This is a genomic window from Bradyrhizobium sp. NBAIM18 (genome assembly GCF_020193825.1).
Classification (GTDB): Bacteria; Pseudomonadota; Alphaproteobacteria; order Rhizobiales; family Xanthobacteraceae; genus Bradyrhizobium; species Bradyrhizobium yuanmingense.
In genome coordinates, this window is the sequence record NZ_JADYVO010000005.1 from 398102 (window position 1) to 420152 (window position 22051).

The window sequence follows — 22051 nt, forward strand, 5'->3', positions numbered from 1 at the left end:
AATAGGACATCGCCGTCAGCGCGACGCGACGCGCTTCCAACGTGCTTCGATGCGCTCCTTGATCTGGCCGACCCTGGCCTCGTGGGCCGCCCAATAGGCGCGGCTGGCGGCCGCGGTGCCTTGACGATAGCGGGCATAGACCGCCTTGGGCTGCACTGGCATTTTCGGGCGGCTCGCCGGTTTCACGGGCGCCGCAGCCGCAACCGCAGCGGCAGCTGCAACCGCGGGCGCCGGATCCGGAGCAGCCGCAGCTTCGCGTTCTCCCGGCATCGCGCTCATCGCGACAAGCCGGTTGCGGGCCCGGTTGCAATAGACCTGCGACCGCGCGGTCATCTCCTCTTCGCCATGACCCGCCCGGTATTTCATCAGGGCGCGGCAGAGGTCCCCGCCCGAAAGCCGCCAGGCCTGACTGAGATAGAGCACCCCATAATGGATGTTGACGTCGGGTTCGGCCAGCTCCGCGTTGCTGCCGCGGAAGCCCAGCATCGTCGCCGTCTCGGGGCGCACCTGCATCAGGCCGATTTCGCCCGCGCTGCCGATGACCGCCGGGTTGTAGCCGCTTTCGACGAAGACGACCGCCTCGGCGATATCGGCCGGCAGATTGGTGCTCTTGGTTTCCCGCTCGATGATCTTCCGGATCGTGGCCCGCGACGACGGCGTTTCGCCGGCGCCGAGCTCGCTGCTGCCGTCGGCCGCATGTGCGCCGATCGGAGCCGACACGAGCAGGACGACCGCGACGTGCCTCCACGTCGCGCCGAGAATGAAGCGTACCCAATCCCGCAGCATGGGCTTGTCATAGAGCGCCGGAGTTAACAAACCGGCCTCAGGCGTGTGTGCGTCACGGTCGCGCGCGGGCGCTCTGGTCGGTGGATCTGGCCTGCGACGGCTCCTCCAGCTGGTCATCGACCGCATAGAGCGTGCAGCTGGGCGACCATTTCATGCAGGCTGCCAGCGAGTCGCGCCGGGCCTCCTCGGTCGTCGCACGTCCGGCGCGCCAGCCGTAGCCGCCGTTCGGCGACACCGCAAAGGCCTTGTGCGGCAGCATGCTGGCGAGGTAGCGCGCGAACTCGGCCCGCGCGGCCTCGTTGAGCTGGCGTGGCGGCGGCAGCGGATCGGGCAGGCTCAGGAGGTCATGGCCGAGCCCGCGCTCGCGCAGGAAGGCGTCGAGATACGGTGTCCATTGCGGCCGGCCCGCGACCGAATAGAGATAATGCCCGTCTTCGCCGTAAGCCGGTGCCGCCACGAACCTCGCATTGCCGCCGCCGCCGCGAAACCCGTCATGGAGCCGGCGCGCGAGGTCGGGACCGAAATAGGAATCGTTGCTGGCATAGACCCACAGCATGGGCACGCGCGAGGTCTTGCCGAAGGTGGCGAAGGCCTGCACCAGCCCATCCGGATTGCAGACTTCGTCGTCGTTGCGCGAGCCGCGCCCGCCGGCAAAATTGATCGCGGCGACGAGGCCCGCCGGCGCCTGTGCGCTCAGCGCCACCGTTGCAAGGCCGCCTGCGGAATGGCCGGCCGCGATCATGCCCGATGTCGTCACGTCGGCCCGGTGCGCCATCGCATCGATCGCGGCGCGCAGATCGGCAACCGCGACGGCGGCAGCCGGCAGGTACGCGGCCTTTGCGCAACCGCCGACGCTGTCGACGCGCCCGCCCGGCGAGGTGCCGTAGCCGCGCCGCATCACCACCAGCGCCGCAAAGCCGCGCCGGGCGTATTCCAGCGCGATGCCATAATATTTGTGCGCCGACATGGTCGCGCGGTCCTCGAACTTGCGCGGCGAGCCATGGCTGAGCAGCGCCAGCGGATAGCGCTTGGTCCCGACTGGTCGGACCAGAAAGGCCTCCAGCCCCTGCGGTCCGGCCTCCGCCATCGGGATGCGCAGGTCCTCGGTGTAGAACTCCGCGGCGCGCGCCGGTGCACCGGCCAGGATGAGGCCGGCGATCAGCACGAGCAGCTTGCGCGAAGGGATCATGAGACGATTCGAAAGGGCGGTGCTGCCGAGCATAGCACGAAGGCCGCTCATGGGGACTGCAGCGCCTCCAAGGAACGCCTTCCCCGTCGCGCGTGTTGTGCCCTTGGCGGGGGCTTGGCCGATGCTATGGTGTCCCGCACTCACGACAGGACGAGGGTATTCCAGTGGCTGATGTTCATCCCGCGGCGGGCAAGCAGGCCTCGCCGGACGCGCTCACCAATATTCCGCGGCTGGTGACGGCCTATTTCGCCGGCAAGCCGGATGCGTCCGATCCGGCACAGCGCGTGGCGTTCGGCACGTCGGGCCATCGCGGCACCTCGTTCAAGAACACCTTCAACGAAGGCCACATCCTCGCGACCACGCAGGCGATCTGTGATTACCGGAAAGAGAAGGGCCTGACCGGCCCGCTCTTCATCGGCATCGATACCCATGCGCTGGCCGAGCCGGCGCTTACAAGCGCCGTCGAGGTGTTCGCAGCCAACGGCGTCGAGGTCATGATCGACAAGGATGGCGGCTACACGCCGACGCCCGTCATCTCGCATGCGATCCTCACCTATAACAAGGGCCGCACCTCTGGTCTTGCTGACGGCGTCGTCATCACGCCGTCACACAATCCCCCCGAGGACGGCGGCTACAAATACAATCCGCCTCATGGCGGCCCGGCCGATACGGACGTGACCGCTGCCGTCGAGAAGTGCGCCAACGCCTATCTCGCCGGCGAGCTCGAGGATGTGAAGCGCATCGACTATGCCAAGGCGCGCAAGGCCGCGAATGTCCACGCCTACGACTTCGTCACGCCTTACGTCGCCGATCTCGGCAATGTCGTCGATCTCGACCTCGTCAAATCCGCCGGCGTCAAGATCGGCATCGATCCGCTCGGCGGCGCCGCCGTGCATTACTGGCATCCGATCATCGAGCGCTATGGCCTCAACGCCACAGTCGTGAACGAGGCGATCGACCCGACCTTCCGTTTTATGACGGTGGACTGGGACGGCAAGATCCGCATGGACTGCTCCTCGCCTTACGCGATGGCGAGCCTGATCGGCATGCGCGACCGCTTCGACGTCGCCTTTGCAAACGACACCGACGCCGACCGCCACGGCATCGTCACGCGCACCGGCGGGTTGATGAATCCGAACCATTACCTGGCGACCGCGATCTCCTACCTGTTCGCGCACCGTCCGGATTGGGGCAGGGATGCCGCGATCGGCAAGACCGTGGTGTCGAGCTCGATCATCGACCGCGTCGCCAAAAAGCTCGGCCGCAAGCTGGTGGAGACGCCGGTCGGCTTCAAATGGTTCGTCGACGGCCTCGTCACCGGCGGCTTCGGCTTCGGCGGCGAGGAGAGTGCAGGGGCCTCGTTCCTGCGCCGCGACGGCGCGGTGTGGACCACCGACAAGGACGGCGTCATCCTCGGCCTGCTCGCTGCCGAGATCATGGCCAAGACCGGCCGCGATCCCAGCCAGATCTTCAATGATCTTACCGCCGAATTCGGCATGCCGCATTACGCGCGCATCGACGTTGCCGCCACCGGGCCGCAGAAGAGCATCCTGAAGTCCCTCACGCCAGAGCAGCTCGGCCTCAAGGACCTCGCTGGCGATCCGGTTCGTGCGACGCTGAGCAAGGCGCCCGGCAACGGCCAGCCCTTCGGCGGCATCAAGGTCGAGACCGATTTCGGCTGGTTCGCCGCGCGGCCGTCCGGCACCGAGGACGTCTACAAGATCTACGCCGAAAGCTTCCGCAGCCCCGAGCACCTGAAACGAATTCAGGAAGAGGCGCAGGCGGGGTTGGCGAAGGTGTTCGCGGCGTAAGGTACGCGATCGTCCCACCAGCCTGTATACAGCTGGATCGATAATGGTATTTTAGTAGGGTGTTTTAGACCTTGAACAATTCCACTCCTTCTCTATTGTATACATAACGTATTCATAAGCCGTGGGAGTGAGACATGACAAAACCCTTCCCCATGAACGCCTGGTACGCCGCGGCGTGGGACGCCGACGTCAAGGCGGCGCTGTTGCCGCGGACCATCTGCGGCAAGCATGTCGTGATGTATCGCAAGGCCGACGGCACGGTGACCGCGCTGGAGGACGCCTGCTGGCATCGCCTGGTGCCGCTGTCCAAGGGCCGGCTCGAAGGCGACACCGTCGTCTGCGGCTATCACGGTCTGAAGTACAACGCGCAGGGGCGCTGCACCTTCATGCCCTCGCAGGAGACCATCAACCCCTCGGCCTGCGTGCGCGCCTATCCCGTGGTCGAGCGTCACCGCTACGTCTGGCTCTGGATGGGCGATCCCGCGCTCGCCGATCCCGCGCTCGTCCCTGACATGCACTGGAATCACGACCCGGCCTGGGCCGGCGACGGCAAGACCATCCACGTCAATTGCGACTACCGTCTCGTGCTCGACAATCTCATGGATCTCACCCACGAGACCTTCGTGCACGGCTCCTCCATCGGCAATGACGCCGTCGCCGAGGCGCCGTTCGACGTCACCCATGGCGAGAAGACGGTAACGGTGACGCGCTGGATGCGGGGCATCGAGCCGCCGCCGTTCTGGGCCAAGCAGCTCGGCAAGCCCGGCCTCGTCGACCGCTGGCAGATCATCCGCTTCGAGGCGCCGTGCACCATCGCGATCGACGTCGGCGTCGCGCCGACGGGCACCGGTGCGCCGGAAGGCGACCGCTCGCAGGGCGTCAACGGCTTCGTGCTCAACACCATCACGCCGGAGACCGAGAAGACCTGTCATTACTTCTGGTCCTTCGTCCGCAATTACCGTCTCGGCGAGCAGCGCCTCACCACCGAGATCCGCGAGGGCGTCTCCGGCATCTTCCGCGAGGACGAGCTGATCCTGGAAGCGCAGCAGCGCGCGATGGACGAAAACCCCGATCGTATCTTCTACAACCTCAACATCGACGCCGGCGCGATGTGGTCGCGCAAGCTGATCGATCGGATGGTGGCGAAGGAAAACGCCCCAAAGCACCTTCAAGCCGCGGAGTAGAACATGGCCGAGCGTGAGGTCGACCGCTCCATCTCGCAGACCGTGAAGGCGCAGCTCGCGCTGCGCGACCAGATCCTCTCGGGCGCCTTGCGGCCGGGCGAGCGCATCTCCGAGCTGCAGGCGGTGGAGACCACAGGCGCCTCGCGCACGCCGGTACGCATGGCGCTGGTGCGGCTGGAGGAGGAGGGGCTGTTGGAGGCGATCCCCTCCGGCGGCTTCATGGTGAAGGCGTTTTCGGAGCGCGACATCTCCGATTCCATCGAGCTGCGCGGCACGCTGGAAGGCCTGGCGGCGCGCTTTGCCGCCGAGCGCGGCGTCTCTGCGCGCGAGCTCGAGCCGCTGAAGGAGTGCCTTGCTGCGATCGACGAGCTGCTGCGGCAGGTCCCGATCTCGGTCGATGCTTTCTCGTCCTACGTCGCGCTGAATGCGCGCTTCCACGCCCAGCTCACGGAACTGTCGCGCAGCCCGCCGCTGATCCGGCAGATCGACCGCGCCTCGGCGCTGCCGTTTGCCTCGCCGAGCGGCTTCGTGATGGCGCAATCGGCGTTGCCGGAGGCACAGCAGATCCTGATCATCGCCCAGGAGCACCATCGCGTCGTGATCGACGCCATCGAGAACCGCGAAGGCGCGCGCGCCGAGGCCGTCATGCGCGAGCATGCCCGGCTCGCGGTGCGAAACCTGCGGCTCGCGCTGCGCAACCGCACCCATCTCGACCTCTTGCCGGCGCTCGCGCTGATCAAGACCGCAACCGATTGAGGGCAGTCACCATGCGCTTCATCGAGACCTGGACCCCGGCAACGCTCGTCGCCACCCGCGATCTCACCCCGAACGTCCGCGAATTCCTGATCAAGCCGGATCAGTTCGAGGCCGCGGCCTATCCGGTCGGCAGCCACATCAATGTCAGCGTCACCATCGACGGCCTGCCGGAGACGCGGTCCTATTCGCTGGTTGGCGAGGCCTCGTCGCACGGCCTCCGAATTGCTGTGCGCCGCGCTGAGGATTCCCGTGGCGGCTCCCGCTACATGTGGTCCTTGCAGCCGGGCGCGCGGCTCGACATCACCCAGCCCGCCTCGCTGCTCGCGGTCGATTGGACCCGCGAGAACTACTGCCTGATTGCCGGCGGCATCGGCATCACCCCGATCCTCGGCGCCGCACAGGCGCTGGCGCGGCGCGGGGCGGATGTCACGCTGCATTATGCCGTACGCTCGCGCCGCGAGGCCGCCTATCTCGACGACCTCGCCACGATGCTTGGTGACCGCCTCGTCGTTCATGCCAGCGAGGAAGGCAGCCGGCTCGATCTCGACGCGCTGTTCGCCTCATTGCCGCGGGGCACGCTGACGCTGTTCTGCGGCCCGATGCGCATGCTCGACGCCGCACGCCATGCCTGGATCGGCGCCGGCCATCCGCTCCCCGATCTCCGCTACGAGACCTTCGGCTCCAGCGGCACGCTGCCGACCGAAACGTTCACGGTGCGCCTCAAGGACTCCGGTGTCGAGCTCGAGATCCCGCGCGAGCGCTCGATGCTCGACGTGCTCAATGCCAGCGGCTTTGAGGTGATATCCGATTGCAAGCGCGGCGAATGCGGCCTCTGCGCCATCGACGTGGTCGATGTCGACGGTGAGATCGACCATCGCGACGTCTTCTTCAGCGACCATCAGAAACAGAGCAACCAGAAGATCTGCGCCTGCGTCTCCCGCGCGCGGGGCACCATCACCGTGGATACGCTGCTGCGCGCGGATGCGGTTTGACACTGGGAAAGGTCATCGTGCCCGGGTTTGTCCCGGGAATCCACGTTCTTCCGCGTGAGGTTAGGCGTGGATGGCCGGGACATAGGCGAGCGGAAGCGACGCCGTCCTTCGGACGGCTATGCCCGGCCATGACGCTGTCGAAGCGTGAGCATCCCAAACTGGTGCTTACGCCGCGTAAATCGCCCGGTACTTCGTCGTCTCCAGCAGCGCCATCACCCCGTCCGCGGCCACCGGCCGGCTGATCAGATAGCCCTGCACCTCGTCGCAACTGATCTGTCTGAGATATTCGAGCTGGTCGGCGGTCTCGACCCCCTCCGCCACGACGCCGATCCGCAAATCGCGCGCAAGCGAAATCACCGATTTCACGATGGCCGCGCAGTCCGGCTGCACCAGCATGTCGCGGATGAAGGACTGGTCGATCTTGATGCGGCTGAACGGCAGCTTGCGGAGGTAAGTCAGCGAGGAGAAGCCGGTGCCGAAATCGTCGAGCGCGAGGGTGACGCCGAGCTCCAGCAGCGCGTTCAGGACCGTCGCGGCCGAGCCGTACTTCGACAGCAGCATCGATTCCGTGATCTCGATCTCGAGCCGGTGCGGGGCGATCCTGGCCTCGGCGAGTGCCTGCACGATGGTCTGGAGGATGGCCGTGTTGTGAAATTGCGCGGCCGAGAAATTCACGGCAACCCTGATGTCTTCGGGCCAATCCGCCAGCGTCGCGCAGGCGCGGCGGATGACCCATTCTCCGATCTCGTGGATCAGCCCGGTCTCCTCGGCGACTGGTATGAATTCACTCGGCGGCACCAGCCCCCGCGAAGGATGATGCCAGCGCAATAGCGTCTCGAAGCCGGTGATCCGGTTGGTGCCGAGATCGAGGAATGGCTGGAACACCAGGAACAGCTCGTTGCGCGCAATCGCGCCTGCGAGGTCCGCTTGCAGCGCCTTGCGCTCGCGGGAGGACCTGTCGTCGGCCTGTTCGAAGAAGCAGACTGTGCCCGGGCCCGCCTTCTTGGCGCGGTAGAGCGCGGCGTCGGCATTCTTCATGAGGTCGAGCGGTGTGTTGCCGTCGCGTGGCGCCAGCACGATGCCGACGCTGGTCGCGCCGACGATCTGGCGACCCTCGATCTGGAACGGCTCGCTGAAGGCCGCGACGAAGCGTTCGGCGATCTCGAGCGCATCCTCGGGCCGTGTCAGATTGGCCATCACCAGCGCGAACTCGTCGCCGCCGATCCGCGCGACGTGCTCGGCGGCGCGCGTGCAGCGTTGCAGGCGGCTGGCGACCTGGACCAGGAATTCGTCGCCGGCGGGATGGCCGAACTGGTCGTTGACCTCCTTGAAGCGGTCGAGATCGAGCAGGAGCACCGCGAATTCCTCGCCCGATAGCGCCAGCCGCTTGAGCGCGGCATCGAGCGTTTCGTTGAAGGCAACGCGGTTGGGCAGGTGGGTCAGGGGATCGAGCCGCACCGTGCGCTCGGCCTCGATCTGCCGCATCACGCGCCGGGCGAACGAGAACGAATTGACGAACACGCCGCGCAAAAGGACGCTGCCGTAGACCACGACGAGAAAGGCGATGAGCAGAAAGGCGAGATCGCCATTCTGGCCGAGGCAGATGGCGATGCCGAGGAAGATCGGCGCCGTGAAGGCGATCGCCGCGATCGGAATGGTGGCGAAGGCGAGCGCGCCGCCGGCCAGCATGCCCGCGCACAGGCAGGTAATGACGAGCTGGCCGCCGCTGGAAGCGTCGGCGAAGAAGGCGACCGGGACGATGCCCCAGGCGGCGCCGAGGATGAAGGCGTTGCGCACCAGCCGGTACATCGCGCGACGCGAGACGAATTGCGGCTTGGTGATGCGGCGCGCGACGTGGGATTGCAGGCCAAATCCGATCGCGGCGCCGGCGACAGCCGCCGCCCAGATCAGGGCGGGCACCCTGTCCGGCGACTGCCACAGCGCGACGGCGAGCACGATGGCGTTGCAGGCATTGGCCAGCATGATGCCGACCGAATAACCGAGCACCAGCGACATCTGCTCGGCGCGGATATGCCCGGCCACGGCCTCGTCCGTTGCGGGACCGCCGAACGCCGACAGATCGCCGGCGAACAGCCGTGCGACATAGCTGGTCGTTTGAGTCCGCATTCAATAGCCTAGCAGCACGGGCCGTTCTTTTCGGCCCGATCCGGAGAATTCGCCGCAAATCTTTGACGAACTATGAATTATCCCCGCTTGCCGCGCTGGCCGCGACCACTTCTGCGTGTTCTCACGCAGTATCGATAACAAATCGATACAAATGCCCGACAGGCCGGACATCAAACGAGGCGGGGGCGCGGTCTCAGCTGGGTGATGGCGACCCCGGAGATCGCGAGCAGTCCGCCGACGATCAGCTTGGGCGTAAGCCGGTCGCCGAGAAACAGTACGCTCGAAAGCAAGGCAAACACCGGAAGTAGCAGACCGAAGGGCGCGACGCGCACCATCGAGCAACGGGCGATCAGCCAGAACCAGAGGCCAAACCCGACAATTCCCCCGGCGAAGATCGTGTAGGCGAGCGCCAGCCAGCCAAGTTCGCCCGCCGTCACAAGGCTCGCCGCTTGTCCATGTTCAAGGAGCAGCGACATCAACATGACCTGCGGTACCGTGAGCAGCGAGGACCACCCCATCAACATCAAGGGATCGAAGGGGCCATAACGCTTCGTCAAGACGTTGGACACCGCGAAGGCGAAAGCTGCTCCGACTACAAGCAGCAGCGGAAGCGGGTTGGCGGACTGGTCAGGCTCCGCTGCCAACACGGTCACGCCGACGAAAGCAAGCATCACTCCGGCGCAGGTGGCGAGTGACGGTCTCTCCGCGAGCAGCGGCCATGCGAGCAGGACGGTGAAGGGCGTGGCGAGTTGGTATGCGACGGCCGACATGCTTCCCGAGCCGAGCCCAAGGCCAACGTAGAACAGCCCGAAATTCAGTCCACCAAGGAAGAGCGAAATGGCTGCGACAGGGCCGAGCTGTTGACGCGTGGGCCTGTCCACGAACGGAACAAGCAGCAGCGCAATGGCCAGAAAGCGCAGTGCGAGGAAGAAGAGCGGTGGAAACTCCGCAACGCCCACTTTGATGGCCACGAACTGATAACCCCAGATCAGGGGAACGCCGATCGCGCAGACGATCTGGATGGCAGACATGGCGGATGTCCTTTTTAAAGACCGATCAGTCCAAATATGGGCGCACCATCAGCGGAGGCGTCACGGGGTTGCTTACCTGACGAAACGACCGATGAGAGCGTCGACGGCCGCTTGCGATGTGGTCCGTGCCGGTGCCGTCTTGCCGACCACGCGCAGCCCTTCAACGAAACAGACGAGAACCCGGGCGGCCGTTGCGGGCTCAACACCATCGGCCAACCTGCCCGCCGCTTTCGCGCGGGACAGTGCATCGATCACTTTGGCCTCCATCGCCTTGAAGAAGCCCGCAACGCGTCGACCGACGTCGGCATCCCCGCCAGCCAATTCCATGGCCGTGGCCACCAGGAGGCATCCACGCCGACCGTTGCTCCCGCTGGTGCGCTCGACGTAACCGGCGAGGTAGGCCTGCAGACCCTCGACCGGATCATTTCGGGGGTCGAATTCGACATCCATCCGCGCCAAGGCATCCGCGATGTAACGATCGAGCGCCCGCAAGAACAGCGAATGCTTGTCACCGAAAGCGGCGTAGAGGCTGCCCCGCGACAGCCTGGTCGCGCGCAGGAGATCGGGCAGCGCCGTGGCGTGATAGCCGCGCGACCAGAACACATCCATCGCGCGTTCGACGGCGGCGTCCACGTCGAAACTTCGCGGCCGGCCACGGGGCATCGGCGTTGCAGTATTTTGGCTCATGCCGATATATAGACCGATCAGTCATTAAATCACAAGCCCAAGCTCCGGGGATCATCAGCCTCCTATCCGGACCTCAACACCGGAATCTGCGCTGATGTTTTCTTCTCGTCAGCGGATCGAGACGCCCCCTCGATCGCGTGATACGTTTCGTGGACCGGCAGGCCACCGTGCGCCGCGTCGGCACCGGGATGCGTTCGAAATTCCGAGGGCCTGTCCATGAGCGAGCCTTCAGCCGATGTGTCGGCAACGGTCGAATACACGATGGACAAATGGCGGATGGACCGGGTCCCCTGGGCCCTGTGGGCTTGCGTCGCCGGCCTTGCGATCGCGGTTCACGCCGAGAGCCGTGGCCAGAATGGAGCCGTTTTGGCCCTCGTCTATCTGGCTCTGCTGGCTCTGGCGTTCGCAGGCTATGCACTGACGAGCCTGATCGGGCGGTCCGGCCTGTCATTGCTTCTCGAATTATTTATCGGCCTCCTGGTCCTGATCATCGTCTCTGCCCTCATCGGTGGGATCAGCCTGATGGTCAGCGGGTCGACCGGCGGCTCCAGCTATGTCGGCACGATGCGCAGTCACTATTGGACTCATCTCGTGACCCCATCGCTGAACGTTTTCGGCTGGATGTTGCTCTATCTGGGTTTCGGATGGATCGCGTTTTCAGCTTACCGGCACTTCTACGCGGATCGGGCGGTCGTCTCCATGTCTTCCGCGGGCATCCACTTTCACAGGCCATGGCTCAAGGGTCTCTTCATTCCCTGGCAGGAGGTGTGCGGGGTGGGCCATCTGGTCGTTCCCGGCATCTCGGGGGTGCCGTATGTCAGTCCATACGCTGCGGCCGTCACGGTCGGTCAAAACTTCTATGAGCAGCATATCGCCCCGAAGCGCAGCTTCTTCTCGCCACCCGGGGCCGAGGCCATGTTCCAGCCGAAAGGCGAGGCGATCCAGGTGGTGCTGAGCAGCGCCGACATGGCGGTCAAAGCGGAAGATTTTCTCGGGCCTGCCGAGGCGCGGTGGAAGACATTTCGGGATCAACCGGCATCGCCATCCCAACGCGGCGGCACCGTCTTCTACGGACGGTGGTCGATCGATGGCTCTCGGTGGCAGGCCGTTCAGTTTCTTGCGCCTCTCGTCGGCTTGGCCGTGGTCGTGCTGTACCGATAGGGCATTCCTGCTCAGCGTCCGAGTTGCTTCGGATCGTAGAAGAAGCGCTCCTCGATGATCTCATTGCCTCGCCAGGTCTGCCATGCGATCTCCTCCAGCGTCCGCGTCGCGCCCTCGGCGTCGGTGAAGGAGAACTTCCAGCGGCTGGCGACGACGTCGCCATCGATCAGGCTCGGGCCGAGGCGCAGTGCAGTGACCTCCTTGAACGCCGCCAGCACGCCGCGCTCCTTATCCGCGAGCTTGTCGCGCCCGACCACCGGCGCGGCGAGGTTCTCATAGGTCGCGGTATCATCGGTGTAGTAGTCGAGGATCGCGCCGACGAAGTCGCCATCCTCCAGCCGCTTCGCAAAGGCTTCGACGATCTCACGGCTCGGCATGGCGACCTCACAATTTAAAACCGACTGATAGTCGGTAATTACCGACCGATAGTCGAAAAGTCAACTGGCCGGCTCTCGCGAATTCGACTAGACGAGAGCTTATGGCCAAACAGGCGGAGCGGCGGGCGGCGACATCGGAGGCGATCCTGGCGGCGGCGCGGCGCCTGTTCGGGACGCAAGGCTTTGCCGCGACCACTATGGACGACATTGCCGAAGGCGCTTCGGTCGCCAAGGGCGCGGTCTATCATCACTTCAAGACCAAGGAGGCGGTGTTCGAGGCTGTGTTCGACCAGGTGTCGCGCGACCTCGTTACCGAGATCGACCGCACGGCACGCGCCGAGAAGGACGTGCTCGCCGCCATGGTCGCCGGCACCCAGCATTACTTTGCCGCGACCGCGAAGGGGCCGACCGGCCAGATCATTCTGCGTGACGGCCCCGCCGTGCTCGGCTGGGAGCGCTGGCGCGAGATCGACGCGCAGCACTTTGGCGGCAAGATGCCGCGCGCGCTCTCCGCCGCGATGGAGGTCGGCCTGATCGCGCGTCAGCCGGTCGAGCCGCTGGCGCGCCTCCTGCTCGGCGCGGTGACGGAAGCCGCGGTCGCCTGCGCTGGTCGCGCTGACATCGCAAGGGCGGGCGCGGAATATGCCCGTGCGTTCAAGTCGCTGGTGGAAGCGCTGCGTCTGTCCGCATGATTGTGGTAGTGACGAATCGGAAACGCCCACGCCAACAAGAAGAACAGTAGCGCATGAACGCAACTTCCTCTCTCGCACCCACTGATCCCGAATTCGACTACATCATCGTCGGCGCCGGCTCCGCCGGCTGCGTGCTCGCCAACAGGCTCTCGGCCAACGGCAAGCACAGCGTGCTGCTGCTCGAGGCCGGCCCGAAGGATTCCAACATCTGGATCCACGTCCCGCTCGGCTACGGCAAGCTGTTCAAGGAGAAGAGCGTCAACTGGATGTACCAGACCGAGCCGGAGCCGGAGCTGAAGGGTCGCCAGGTGTTCCAGCCGCGCGGCAAGACGCTGGGCGGATCGAGCTCGATCAACGGCCTGCTCTATGTCCGCGGCCAGCACGAGGACTACGACCGCTGGCGCCAGCTCGGCAACACCGGCTGGGGCTATGACGACGTGCTGCCCTATTTCAAGAAGGCCGAGAACCAGTCGCGCGGCGCCGACCAGTATCACGGCACGGGCGGGCCGCTGCCGGTGTCCAACATGATCGTGACCGATCCGCTGTCGAAGGCCTTCATCGACGCTGCCGTCGAGAGCGGTCTGCCCTACAATCCTGATTTCAACGGCGCGACCCAAGAAGGCGTCGGCCTGTTTCAGACCACGACGCGCAACGGCCGGCGCGCCTCGACGTCGGTGGCCTATCTCGGTCCCGCGAAGGCGCGCAGCAATCTGAAGATCGAGACCTCCGCCCACGCTCAGCGCATCCTGTTCGAAGGGCGCCGAGCCGCAGGCGTCGAATACCGGCAAGGCGCCACCTTGCGCCGCGCCCGCGCGCGGCGGGAAGTCGTCGTGTCGAGCGGCGCCTACAACTCGCCGCAGCTGCTTCAGCTCTCCGGCGTCGGGCCCGGCGATCTCCTGCGCAAGCATGGCATCGAGGTGGTGCTCGATGCTGCCGGCGTGGGGCATGATCTGCAGGATCACATGCAGGTCCGCATCGTCATGCGCTGCTCGCAGAAGATCACGCTGAACGACACCGTCAACCATCCGCTCCGGCGCACCATGGCCGGTGCGCGTTACGCCCTGTTCCGCAAAGGCTGGCTGACGATCGCAGCCGGCACGGCGGGCGCCTTCTTCAAGACCAGTCCACGTCTGGCCTCGCCGGACATCCAGGTCCATTTCCTGCCGTTCTCGACCGACAAGATGGGCGAGAAGCTGCACGCCTTCTCCGGATTCACCGCCTCGGTGTGCCAGCTCCGGCCCGAGAGCCGCGGCACCTTGCGCATCAAGAGCGCCGACCCGACCGTGCCGCCGGAGATCCGCATCAACTACATGTCGACCAAGACCGACCGCACCACCAACGTCGAAGGCATCAAGATCCTGCGCAAGATATTGAACGCACCGGCGCTGAAGCCGTTCGTGATCGACGAGTATGATCCCGGGGGGAAGGTATCCACGGACGCCGAGATCCTGGATTATTGCCGCGACCGCGGCAGCACCATCTATCATCCGACCTCGACCTGTCGTATGGGCAACGACGCGCTCGCCGTGGTCGATCAGCGGCTGAAGGTGAGGGGGCTCGAAGCCCTGCGCGTCGTCGACGGCTCGGTCATGCCCGATCTGGTGTCGGGGAACACCAATGCGCCGATCATCATGATCGCCGAAAAGGCCTCCGACATGATATTGGAGGATGCGCGCTGAATTCGCGCTTTGAAAGGACTTGGACTTGGCTACGCGACTGAAGATCGGCACACGCAAGAGCGCCATGGCGCTGGCACAGACGGAAGAGATTGCGCGCCGCCTGACATCAGCCGTGCCCGGCCTCGACGTCGAGATCGTCAAGTTCGACACCACCGGCGATCTTGACCAGACCAGCAAGCTGCTGCCGCATGGCGGCAAGGGCGGCGCCTTCGTGGCTCAGATCCGCGCCGCCGTGCTGTCCGGTGAGCTCCAGGCGGCGATGCATTCGCTGAAGGACATGCCCGGCAACGAGGACACGCCCGGCCTCGTCATCGGCGCCACGCTGTCGCGCGATCCGCCCAGTGATGCGCTGGTGCTGCGCGAGGGTGTGACGCTGGAGGCGCTACGGCAGTCCCGCGGCAAGGGTTTCAAGATCGGCACCAACGCGGTCCGCCGGGCCGCCTATGCGCGGCGGTTGTTCCCGGAGGTGGAGGTGATCCATTTCCGTGGGGCCGCCGACACAAGGGTGCGAAAACTCGACAATGGCGAGAGGCAGCGCCTTCCGGATGGCGGCGCAGTCGGGCCGGCCGACGCGCTGATCATGGCGCGCTCGGGCCTCGATCGCGTCGGCCTGTCCCAACGCATCGCCTACGAATTCTCCGCGGCGGAGATGCTGCCGGCGGCAGGGCAGGGCATCGTCGCGGTCGAATGCGCCGCGCAGGACTGGCAGACGCGGCAGATCCTGTCGTCGATCGACGATCCCGCCGCGCACGCCTCCGCCGACGCCGAGCGCGAGGTGCTGTGGGTGCTCAACGGCCACTGCAATTCGCCGGTGGCGGGCTTCTCGACCATCACGGGCGATCAGATGTCGCTCACCGCCTCGGTGCTCGACCTCTCCGGCAACACCATCATCGAAGCCTCGCGCGCAGGTCCCGCCAATCGCCCGCGCGAGCTCGGCCGCGCGGTGGGATTGGATTTGCTTGCGAAAGGTGCGGCGGAGATCATCGAGCGCAGCCGGCCGCGGTAAGCATGCCGAAATCACGATCTCTGATGATGTCATTTTGCACCTGTTTTGCCCGACAAGTCAAAACGCACGGGCGAGTCATGCCCGCCTAATATTTTCAACGACTTGCCTACTGTGCATGGGGTTGTTTTTCGCACTTTTTGCAAGACCCGATCACAACGGCTCGTCATGCCCGGGCTTGTCCCGGGCATCCACGTTCTTCGCGTCGCATGGCAAGGCGTGCATGGCCGGGACAAGCCCGGCCATGACGACGTGGATAGAGGCCCTCACCCCCGCACGCGCCGGATCATCTGCTCGACATGGGCGATCGGCGTCTCCGGCTGGATGCCGTGGCCGAGGTTGAAGATCAGCCGCCCGGCAGCAAAATTGGCCAGCACGTTGTCGACCGCGCCATCGAGCGCGGCGCCGCCCGTGATCAGCGCCAGTGGATCGAGATTGCCCTGCACCGCGACCTTGCTCTGCACCCGCTCGCGGATGAAGGCCGGCTCCGCGGTCCAGTCGATGCTGACGGCGTTGACGCCGGTGGCTTCGACGTAACCGGGGAGCTGCGCGCCGGCCCCGCGCGGGAAGCCGATGATCTTCGCGTCTGGCACCTTGGCCCTTACGCCCTCGACGATGCGCCGCGTCGGCTCGACCGACCAGCGCGCGAACTCGGTCGGCGGCAGCACGCCGGCCCAGGTGTCGAAGATCTGCAACGCGTCGGCCCCGGCGTCGAGCTGTGTCAGCAGATACTGAATAGAGTTGTCGACCAGGACGTCGATGATCTGCGAAAAAGCTTCCGGATGGCGGTAGGCCATCATCCGGGCCGGCGCCTGGTCCGGCGTGCCGTGGCCTGCGACCATGTAGGTCGCCACCGTCCACGGTGCGCCGCAGAAGCCGATCAGCGCGGTCCTGGGATCGAGCGCGCCGCGCACGATCTTCAACGCGTCGAACACCGGCTCGAGCTTGCCGAAATCTGCGTGCGGCGCCAGCGTCGCCACCTTGGCCGGATCGTCCAGCGGCTCGAGCCGCGGGCCCTCGCCGACCTCGAACCGCACCGAACGTCCTAGCGCATAGGGGATCACCAGGATGTCGGAGAAGATGATCGCCGCATCGAAACCGAACCTTCGGATCGGCTGCAGCGTCACCTCGGCGGCAAGCTCCGGGTTGAAGCAGAGGTCGAGGAAGCCGCCCGCCTTGGCGCGCACCTCGCGATATTCCGGCAGATAGCGCCCGGCCTGGCGCATCATCCACATGGGCGGGACGGTCTGGCGCTGGCCGGAGAGGACGTCGATGAAGCGTTTCGTCGAAGACTGGGGCACGAATGGTCCTGAAGCAAGTTGTGCCTTCTGATACACCGCCGCGGCCCGCAGCGGAACAGGGGAACCTGGATGATCGGGCCGCGTTGACCAGCCAATGGAGGAGATCATGGCTGAGACATTCAATCCCGCGCCGCACGATAAGCACGCCGAAGACCTGCGCGAGGCGCTCGCTGCCGATCGGCAGTCCAAGCTCGACGACGGGCTGAGGGACACGTTCCCAGCGTCCGATCCCGTGAGCGCGGCGCAGCCGACGCCCTCGAAGGCCGACGCCGATGCCGAGCATCCTTCGCTCTGGGCCAAGGTCAAGGCCATCTTCAGCTAGCGGCGGCGGGCGCCGGATTCCGATCGGCCCGCTAATGTCTTGTTAGCGATGCTCAGATCGCCGTGTCCGTAAGACTACTGGAAAGGGCGGAAACCGCCGCGTAGTCCGGTAGCAATTTCAGAATTAAATAACAGAAGCGGCAGAGGTTTCCGAACGATCGGAGAACCCTGCCACATGAGCGCTACCCAACGAGCCGGATGGAGCCGCCTGCCGCTGCGCGCGGCGGCTTTCGTCGCGCTGACCTGCGCGACCATCCTCGGCGTCAGCGGTTGGCGTGAATGGACGGCTCGCGATGCGGTGCTTAAGGACGCCGAGATGGAGATGGCGAACGTAGCCCGTTCGCTGACCCAGCATGCCGAAGACAGCCTCGATCTGCTGGATTCCGGTGTCGTCGGCGTGGTCAGCCGGTTGGAGATGGACGGCACCGCACCGGTCACGATCGCGAAGCTGCGCACCTTGCTGGATGTGCGCAAGAAGGCGATCGCGCGCATTCACAGCCTCGCCATCATCGACGATCAAGGCAACTGGCTAACCTCACCCGGTACGATCGGCACGACCTTCAGCGACGATGCCTTCTTCCGATATCACCAGCTCTCGCCGAAGCGCGAGGCCCATGTCGGCCGTCCCGTGAAGAGCCTGCTGGACGGCGAATGGGTCGTCACCCTGTCACGCCGCTTCAGCAAGCAGGACGGCAGCTTCGGCGGCGTGGTGCTCGCGACCATCAGCTCGAACTATCTCTCGCATTTTTACAAGCAGTTCGAGATCGGCCGCAACAGCTCCGTGTCACTGGCGCATGGCGACGGACTGATCGTCGCGCGCAATCCCAGCAACGAGACATTCGTCGGGCGCAGCGTCGCCGACAAGCCGTTGTTCCGCGAGCCGAGCCTGCAACGGCCGAGCGGCGCCTATCATTTCACCTCGCCGCTGGACGGTGCCGAACGCGTCAGCTTCTTCAATCGCAGCGGTCGGTTCCCCCTCCTCCTGCTCGCCACCGTCGACAAGGACGAGCTGCTCGCGCCGTGGCGCGCGGCGGCGATCTCCCGCATGCTCTACGTGCTCGCGCTGGTGATGCTGATCGCAGTCATCGGCGGCGTGCTGGTGCGGCAGTTGCAGCGCGGCCAGCGCATGGCCGTCGCGCTGACCGAGACGGAGGCGCATTTCCGCCTGCTCGCCGAAGGCTCCAGCGACATGGTGACCCGCATCGGCCTGGATGAGCGGCTGCGCTATGTCTCGCCGTCGTCGGTCCGCATCGTCGGCTGGCGTCCAAATCAGTTGATCGGCACGCCGGCTCTTGCGGGTATCAATCCGGAGGACCTGCCGGAGGTCCAGGCGATCGTCGACGCCATGAAGCGCGGTGAGAAGGAGGAGGCGCGTCTCACCTACCGCAACTCGCATCGGCAGAACGGCGAGATCTGGCTCGAATCGACCATGCGGGTGACACGTAAGGACGATGGCCGCGTCGACGGTGTGGTTGCGATCTCCCGCGACATCACCGAGCACAAGAGGCTGGAAACCAGGCTCGAGACGCTGGCGATCGAGGACAGCCTCACCGGCCTTGCCAATCGCCGCCGCTTCGACGAGCGCCTGAAGGAGGAATGGGCGCGTGCCTATCGCGACCGCTCCAGCCTTGCTTTGCTGATGATCGATGTCGACCACTTCAAGGCCTACAACGACGAATACGGTCATCCCGCGGGCGATGCGTGCCTGCGCCTGATCGCCAAGATCATCGCGGCCGAAGCGCAGCGCGCCGGCGATCTGGCGGCGCGTTATGGCGGTGAGGAATTCGCCATGCTGCTGCCGAACATCGACGCTGCCGGCTGCGCCCGGGTCGGCGAACGGATCCGCAACGCCATTCACGAGGCCGGCCTCGCGCATGGCAGCAATCAGGCGGCTGGATGCGTCACCGCTTCGCTTGGCGGCGCAGCCTGCCGGCCGTCGTTCGAACGAACCGCGGGGGTCTCTTCGCTGGTCGAGGCTGCCGACCAAGCGCTCTATGCCGCCAAGGCCGCAGGCCGCAACCGCCTGGTGATGTCCGGCGAGGTCATGGATCTGCTGCCCAAGGCGTCCGGCCAGTAACACCGTTCAATAATGCGGCGGAGGCTCGTTGGCAGGCCCTGGCGCATTTGCCTCGGCGTCCTGCAGCCGAGCATTGAGCTCGGTGATCTGCCGCGTCAGCCTGTCGATCTGCTTCCACTGCGCGGTGATGGTCTGGTTCAACGTCTCGATCGTATCGTCCTGATAGGCGAGGCGCGTCTCCAGCGTGTCGATGCGCTCGCTCAGCGTCTTGATCTCATTCGTCACGCGTTACGTCCTTGTTTCGCTCGCGCAAGCCGTGGCCGAGCGCCACGCGCTCGTCGAACACGAAGCATTCGCCGCGCCAGCGGCTCTCCGCCTCCGGCACCTCTTCCAGATATCTCAGGATGCCGCCCTTGAGGTGATAGACCTCGGCAAAGCCGCGCGCGAGCAGATGCGCGCTCGCCTTCTCGCAGCGGATGCCGCCGGTGCAGAACATCGCGATCCTGCGGTGCCGTGCCGGATCGAGCTGCTCGGCGGCAAAGTCCTTGAACTGGCCGAAGCTCTTGATGCCGGGATCGAGCGCGCCCTCGAACGTGCCCATCGCGACCTCGAAGGCGTTGCGGGTGTCGAGCACGAGGGTATCGGGTGCTGCGATCAGCGCGTTCCATTCGTGCGGATCGACATAGGTGCCGACCTGACGCGTCGGATCGGCGGCCGCATCGCGCAGGGTGACGATCTCCTTCTTCAGCCGCACCTTCAGCCGTCCGAACGGCATCGCCTCCGCAGCGGAGAATTTCAATTCGAGATTGTCGAGCCTGCCGCCGAACATGTCGCCGCGTGCGAGCTCATGAGCGAAGGCGTCGATCGCCCCCGGTGCGCCGGCGACCGTGCCGTTGATGCCCTCCTGCGCCAGCAACACGCTGCCCTTCAGCCCAAGACCGGCGCAGCAGGCGCGCAGCGGCTCGCGCAGCTCGCGGTAATCCGGGAGGGCGACGAATTGATAGAAGGCGCAGACCTTGTATGGCGTATTGCTGGACGTCATGGCCGCTCGTTTAGCAGGCGGCCCGCGCCCGGAAAACCCGCATCGCACAAGCCTACAAAAGGTCCATACGCCCAGCGGATGGCAGCCATTTTCCTGGTATGCCAGCATTGCCCCGCGGGGCGGGAATGTGTCATGAAGACGCGGTTTTCGAGATGGCGCGCCAACCGCGCCGACGGCCAAGAGAGCAAGACATTCGATGAGAAACTTCCATTTCCCCGGCAGGTCCACGGTCCACGCCACCAACGCGATGGTGGCGACCTCGCATCCGCAGGCCTCGCTCGCCGCGATCGAGGTGCTGCGCGAGGGCGGCACCGCGGTGGACGCGGCGGTTGCCGGCTCGGCCCTGCTCGGCGTGATCGAGCCGCAATCGACCGGCATCGGCGGTGATTGCTTTGCGCTGATCCAGCCGCGGGGCGAGGGCAAGATCGTCGCCTATAACGGCTCCGGCCGCGCGCCAAAGGCGGCGAATGCCGACTGGTATCTCGAACGCAAGATCAATTCCGTGCCGCTCACCTCGGCGCATGCGGTCTCGATCCCTGGCGTGATCGATGCCTTCGCGACCGTCTTGCGCGATCACGGCAAGTTCGGTTTCGACCGGCTGCTCCAGCCCGCGATCAAGGCGGCCGAGGAGGGCTACGTCGTCGCGCCCCGCATTGCCTTCGACTGGAAGAATCAGTTCGAGAAGCTGAAGAACGGGACCAACACCGTGCGCTATTTGTTGCCAGGCGGCCAGCCGCCGGTCGCCGGCGACGTCATTCGCCAGGCCGAGCTCGGCAAGACGCTGCGCGCGATCGCCAGGGACGGCCGCGACGCGTTCTACAAGGGCGAGATCGCGGAGGACATGGTCGAGACCCTCAGGGGCATCGGGGGCCTGCACACGCTCGACGATTTCGCCGCGCACACGACCGAAGTGACCACGCCGATCGGCACCATGTACAAGGGCTATGACGTCTGGCAGTGCCCGCCGAACGGCCCGGGCGTCACCGCGCTGTTGATGCTCAACATCCTGTCGCGGTTCGATCTGACCAAGTACGCGCCCGTGAGCGTCGAGCGCTTCCATCTCGAAGCGGAAGCGGCACGCATCGCCTACATGAACCGCGAGATGCATGTCGCCTCTCCCGAGCACATGAAGATCAACGTCGCCGAGATGCTCGAGAAGGGCTTTGCCGACGAGTACATCAGCAAGATCCGCCTGGACGGCATGCTCGACCTGCCGAACGTCGCGCCGCCGATGAATCCCTCGACCATCTACATCACGGTCGTGGACAAGGACCGCAACGTCTGCTCGTTCATCAATTCGGTTGCGCATTCCTTCGGCTCGGCGATCGTCTCGAACAAGACCGGTGTCCTGTTCCAGAACCGCGCCGGCGGCTTCCGAATCCAGCCGGGCCATCCCAATTGCATCGAAGGCGGCAAGCGCCCGCTGCACACGATCATGCCGGGCCTGCTCACCAAGGGCGGCCGTTCCACGATGTCGTTCGCGGTCATGGGCGGCCAGTACCAGCCGACCGGCCAGACTCATCTCCTGACCAACATCCTCGACTACGGCTGCGATGTGCAGGAGGCGATCGACATGCCGCGCGGCCTGCACTACGAGGGCCAGTATCAGCTCGAGGACAGCGTGCCGGCGGCCGTCGTCGAGGGCCTGAAGAAGCTCGGCCACAAGACCACCAGCGTGGTCGGCCCGCTCGGCGGCGCCCAGGCGATCTGGATCGATTGGGACAAGGGCACGCTCACCGGCGGCTCCGATCCGCGCAAGGACGGCTGCGCGCTGGGTTATTGATCGCCGGCGCAGTTCCCCACGCGAAATCAGGAAAAATTGACGAAGGGCGGCGCGGCATTTGCTGCGCCACCCTTCTCTCATCCGGAACTGCGCCCATTGCTCCAGGTTAAGG

20 protein-coding genes are annotated in these 22051 nt (G+C 65.5%); 11 read left to right on the forward strand and 9 right to left on the reverse strand.

The window, feature by feature from the left end; translation table 11 throughout:
* Positions 1-15 precede the first annotated feature (15 nt).
* Positions 16-912, reverse strand: coding sequence for a transglycosylase SLT domain-containing protein (locus I6F17_RS14920; RefSeq protein WP_225131485.1), 897 nt, complete (start codon positions 910-912; stop codon positions 16-18).
* On the reverse strand, positions 839-1975 hold the full coding sequence (locus tag I6F17_RS14925; RefSeq protein WP_225131484.1) for an alpha/beta hydrolase: 1137 nt from the start codon (positions 1973-1975) through the stop codon (positions 839-841). Before I6F17_RS14925 ends, I6F17_RS14920 begins: the two co-directional genes overlap by 74 nt.
* Positions 1976-2139: 164 nt before the next feature.
* Between I6F17_RS14925 and pgm the strand changes: the two genes are divergently transcribed.
* From pgm to I6F17_RS14945, 4 genes are all read left to right on the forward strand, one after another.
* Positions 2140-3786, forward strand: a complete 1647-nt coding sequence (pgm, locus tag I6F17_RS14930; protein ID WP_225131483.1) for a phosphoglucomutase (alpha-D-glucose-1,6-bisphosphate-dependent) — start codon at positions 2140-2142, stop codon at positions 3784-3786.
* A 134-nt stretch (positions 3787-3920) separates the two neighbouring features.
* The gene (locus tag I6F17_RS14935) at positions 3921-4970 is read left to right on the forward strand and encodes an aromatic ring-hydroxylating dioxygenase subunit alpha (protein WP_225131482.1); all 1050 of its coding nucleotides are present in this window, start codon (positions 3921-3923) and stop codon (positions 4968-4970) included.
* 3 nt (positions 4971-4973) lie between these two features.
* Entirely contained in the window at positions 4974-5726 is a 753-nt protein-coding gene (locus I6F17_RS14940; protein WP_036013918.1) for a GntR family transcriptional regulator, read from the forward strand.
* Between the two features lie 11 nt (positions 5727-5737).
* Positions 5738-6718: a PDR/VanB family oxidoreductase gene (locus I6F17_RS14945; RefSeq protein WP_036035343.1), complete on the forward strand. Its 981-nt coding sequence runs from the start codon at positions 5738-5740 to the stop codon at positions 6716-6718.
* A 165-nt stretch (positions 6719-6883) separates the two neighbouring features.
* On the opposite strand, the gene I6F17_RS14950 is transcribed toward I6F17_RS14945, so the two are convergent.
* From I6F17_RS14950 to I6F17_RS14960, 3 genes are all read right to left on the reverse strand, one after another.
* Complete coding sequence (locus I6F17_RS14950; RefSeq protein ID WP_225131481.1) at positions 6884-8845, reverse strand: EAL domain-containing protein; 1962 nt, start codon at positions 8843-8845, stop codon at positions 6884-6886.
* Between the two features lie 170 nt (positions 8846-9015).
* Positions 9016-9876, reverse strand: coding sequence for an EamA family transporter (locus tag I6F17_RS14955; protein WP_225131480.1), 861 nt, complete (start codon positions 9874-9876; stop codon positions 9016-9018).
* A gap of 72 nt (positions 9877-9948) precedes the next feature.
* Complete coding sequence (locus tag I6F17_RS14960; protein WP_225131479.1) at positions 9949-10563, reverse strand: TetR/AcrR family transcriptional regulator; 615 nt, start codon at positions 10561-10563, stop codon at positions 9949-9951.
* A gap of 216 nt (positions 10564-10779) precedes the next feature.
* Between I6F17_RS14960 and I6F17_RS14965 the strand changes: the two genes are divergently transcribed.
* Positions 10780-11724 (forward strand): hypothetical protein, encoded by a 945-nt coding sequence (locus I6F17_RS14965; RefSeq protein WP_225131478.1) that lies wholly within the window; start codon positions 10780-10782, stop codon positions 11722-11724.
* Positions 11725-11735: 11 nt separating this feature from the next.
* On the opposite strand, the gene I6F17_RS14970 is transcribed toward I6F17_RS14965, so the two are convergent.
* Positions 11736-12101, reverse strand: coding sequence for a nuclear transport factor 2 family protein (locus I6F17_RS14970; RefSeq protein ID WP_225131476.1), 366 nt, complete (start codon positions 12099-12101; stop codon positions 11736-11738).
* Positions 12102-12202: 101 nt separating this feature from the next.
* Here I6F17_RS14970 and I6F17_RS14975 point away from each other — a divergent pair, with 101 nt between their 5' ends.
* The 3 genes from I6F17_RS14975 to hemC are packed head-to-tail and all read left to right on the forward strand — an operon-like array spanning position 12203 to position 15478.
* Positions 12203-12793 carry a TetR/AcrR family transcriptional regulator gene (locus I6F17_RS14975; protein ID WP_225131474.1) on the forward strand — a complete coding sequence of 197 codons (591 nt, stop codon included), beginning with the start codon at positions 12203-12205 and terminating at the stop codon, positions 12791-12793.
* Positions 12794-12846: 53 nt separating this feature from the next.
* Positions 12847-14472 carry a choline dehydrogenase gene (locus I6F17_RS14980; RefSeq protein ID WP_225131473.1) on the forward strand — a complete coding sequence of 542 codons (1626 nt, stop codon included), beginning with the start codon at positions 12847-12849 and terminating at the stop codon, positions 14470-14472.
* 25 nt (positions 14473-14497) lie between these two features.
* The gene (gene hemC, locus I6F17_RS14985; protein WP_225131471.1) at positions 14498-15478 is read left to right on the forward strand and encodes a hydroxymethylbilane synthase; all 981 of its coding nucleotides are present in this window, start codon (positions 14498-14500) and stop codon (positions 15476-15478) included.
* A gap of 263 nt (positions 15479-15741) precedes the next feature.
* Here the strand turns inward: hemC and hemE are convergent, their stop codons facing one another.
* Entirely contained in the window at positions 15742-16776 is a 1035-nt protein-coding gene (hemE, locus tag I6F17_RS14990) for a uroporphyrinogen decarboxylase (RefSeq protein ID WP_225131469.1), read from the reverse strand.
* Between the two features lie 106 nt (positions 16777-16882).
* Between hemE and I6F17_RS14995 the strand changes: the two genes are divergently transcribed.
* Together I6F17_RS14995 and I6F17_RS15000 are read left to right on the forward strand one after the other, a co-directional pair.
* Positions 16883-17098 (forward strand): hypothetical protein, encoded by a 216-nt coding sequence (locus I6F17_RS14995; protein ID WP_036035323.1) that lies wholly within the window; start codon positions 16883-16885, stop codon positions 17096-17098.
* Positions 17099-17272: 174 nt separating this feature from the next.
* On the forward strand, positions 17273-19174 hold the full coding sequence (locus tag I6F17_RS15000) for a diguanylate cyclase (RefSeq protein WP_225131467.1): 1902 nt from the start codon (positions 17273-17275) through the stop codon (positions 19172-19174).
* Between the two features lie 6 nt (positions 19175-19180).
* Here I6F17_RS15000 and I6F17_RS15005 read toward each other — a convergent pair whose 3' ends face one another.
* Both I6F17_RS15005 and I6F17_RS15010 read right to left on the reverse strand, forming a co-directional pair.
* Positions 19181-19399, reverse strand: coding sequence for a SlyX family protein (locus tag I6F17_RS15005; RefSeq protein WP_036024763.1), 219 nt, complete (start codon positions 19397-19399; stop codon positions 19181-19183).
* On the reverse strand, positions 19389-20156 hold the full coding sequence (locus I6F17_RS15010) for a rhodanese-related sulfurtransferase (protein WP_225131464.1): 768 nt from the start codon (positions 20154-20156) through the stop codon (positions 19389-19391). Before I6F17_RS15010 ends, I6F17_RS15005 begins: the two co-directional genes overlap by 11 nt.
* A 196-nt stretch (positions 20157-20352) precedes the next feature.
* On the opposite strand from I6F17_RS15010, the gene ggt reads away from it, so the two are divergent.
* Positions 20353-21939 (forward strand): gamma-glutamyltransferase, encoded by a 1587-nt coding sequence (gene ggt / locus I6F17_RS15015; RefSeq protein WP_036024766.1) that lies wholly within the window; start codon positions 20353-20355, stop codon positions 21937-21939.
* Positions 21940-22051: the final 112 nt, after the last annotated feature.

Bases quoted from the DNA above. Each gene is read 5' to 3' on its own strand.
- I6F17_RS14980 (WP_225131473.1), top strand. From the start codon at position 12,847: ATGAACGCAACTTCCTCTCTCGCACCCACTGATCCCGAATTCGACTAC.
- I6F17_RS14940 (WP_036013918.1), top strand. From the start codon at position 4,974: ATGGCCGAGCGTGAGGTCGACCGCTCCATCTCGCAGACCGTGAAGGCG.
- I6F17_RS14960 (WP_225131479.1), bottom strand. From the start codon at position 10,563: ATGAGCCAAAATACTGCAACGCCGATGCCCCGTGGCCGGCCGCGAAGT.
- I6F17_RS14975 (WP_225131474.1), top strand. From the start codon at position 12,203: ATGGCCAAACAGGCGGAGCGGCGGGCGGCGACATCGGAGGCGATCCTG.
- I6F17_RS14970 (WP_225131476.1), bottom strand. From the start codon at position 12,101: ATGCCGAGCCGTGAGATCGTCGAAGCCTTTGCGAAGCGGCTGGAGGAT.
- ggt (WP_036024766.1), top strand. From the start codon at position 20,353: ATGAGAAACTTCCATTTCCCCGGCAGGTCCACGGTCCACGCCACCAAC.
- I6F17_RS14995 (WP_036035323.1), top strand. From the start codon at position 16,883: ATGGCTGAGACATTCAATCCCGCGCCGCACGATAAGCACGCCGAAGAC.
- I6F17_RS14920 (WP_225131485.1), bottom strand. From the start codon at position 912: ATGCGGTCGATGACCAGCTGGAGGAGCCGTCGCAGGCCAGATCCACCG.
- I6F17_RS14955 (WP_225131480.1), bottom strand. From the start codon at position 9,876: ATGTCTGCCATCCAGATCGTCTGCGCGATCGGCGTTCCCCTGATCTGG.
- I6F17_RS14925 (WP_225131484.1), bottom strand. From the start codon at position 1,975: ATGATCCCTTCGCGCAAGCTGCTCGTGCTGATCGCCGGCCTCATCCTG.
- I6F17_RS15000 (WP_225131467.1), top strand. From the start codon at position 17,273: ATGAGCGCTACCCAACGAGCCGGATGGAGCCGCCTGCCGCTGCGCGCG.
- I6F17_RS14965 (WP_225131478.1), top strand. From the start codon at position 10,780: ATGAGCGAGCCTTCAGCCGATGTGTCGGCAACGGTCGAATACACGATG.
- I6F17_RS15010 (WP_225131464.1), bottom strand. From the start codon at position 20,156: ATGACGTCCAGCAATACGCCATACAAGGTCTGCGCCTTCTATCAATTC.
- I6F17_RS14945 (WP_036035343.1), top strand. From the start codon at position 5,738: ATGCGCTTCATCGAGACCTGGACCCCGGCAACGCTCGTCGCCACCCGC.
- I6F17_RS14935 (WP_225131482.1), top strand. From the start codon at position 3,921: ATGACAAAACCCTTCCCCATGAACGCCTGGTACGCCGCGGCGTGGGAC.
- I6F17_RS14950 (WP_225131481.1), bottom strand. From the start codon at position 8,845: ATGCGGACTCAAACGACCAGCTATGTCGCACGGCTGTTCGCCGGCGAT.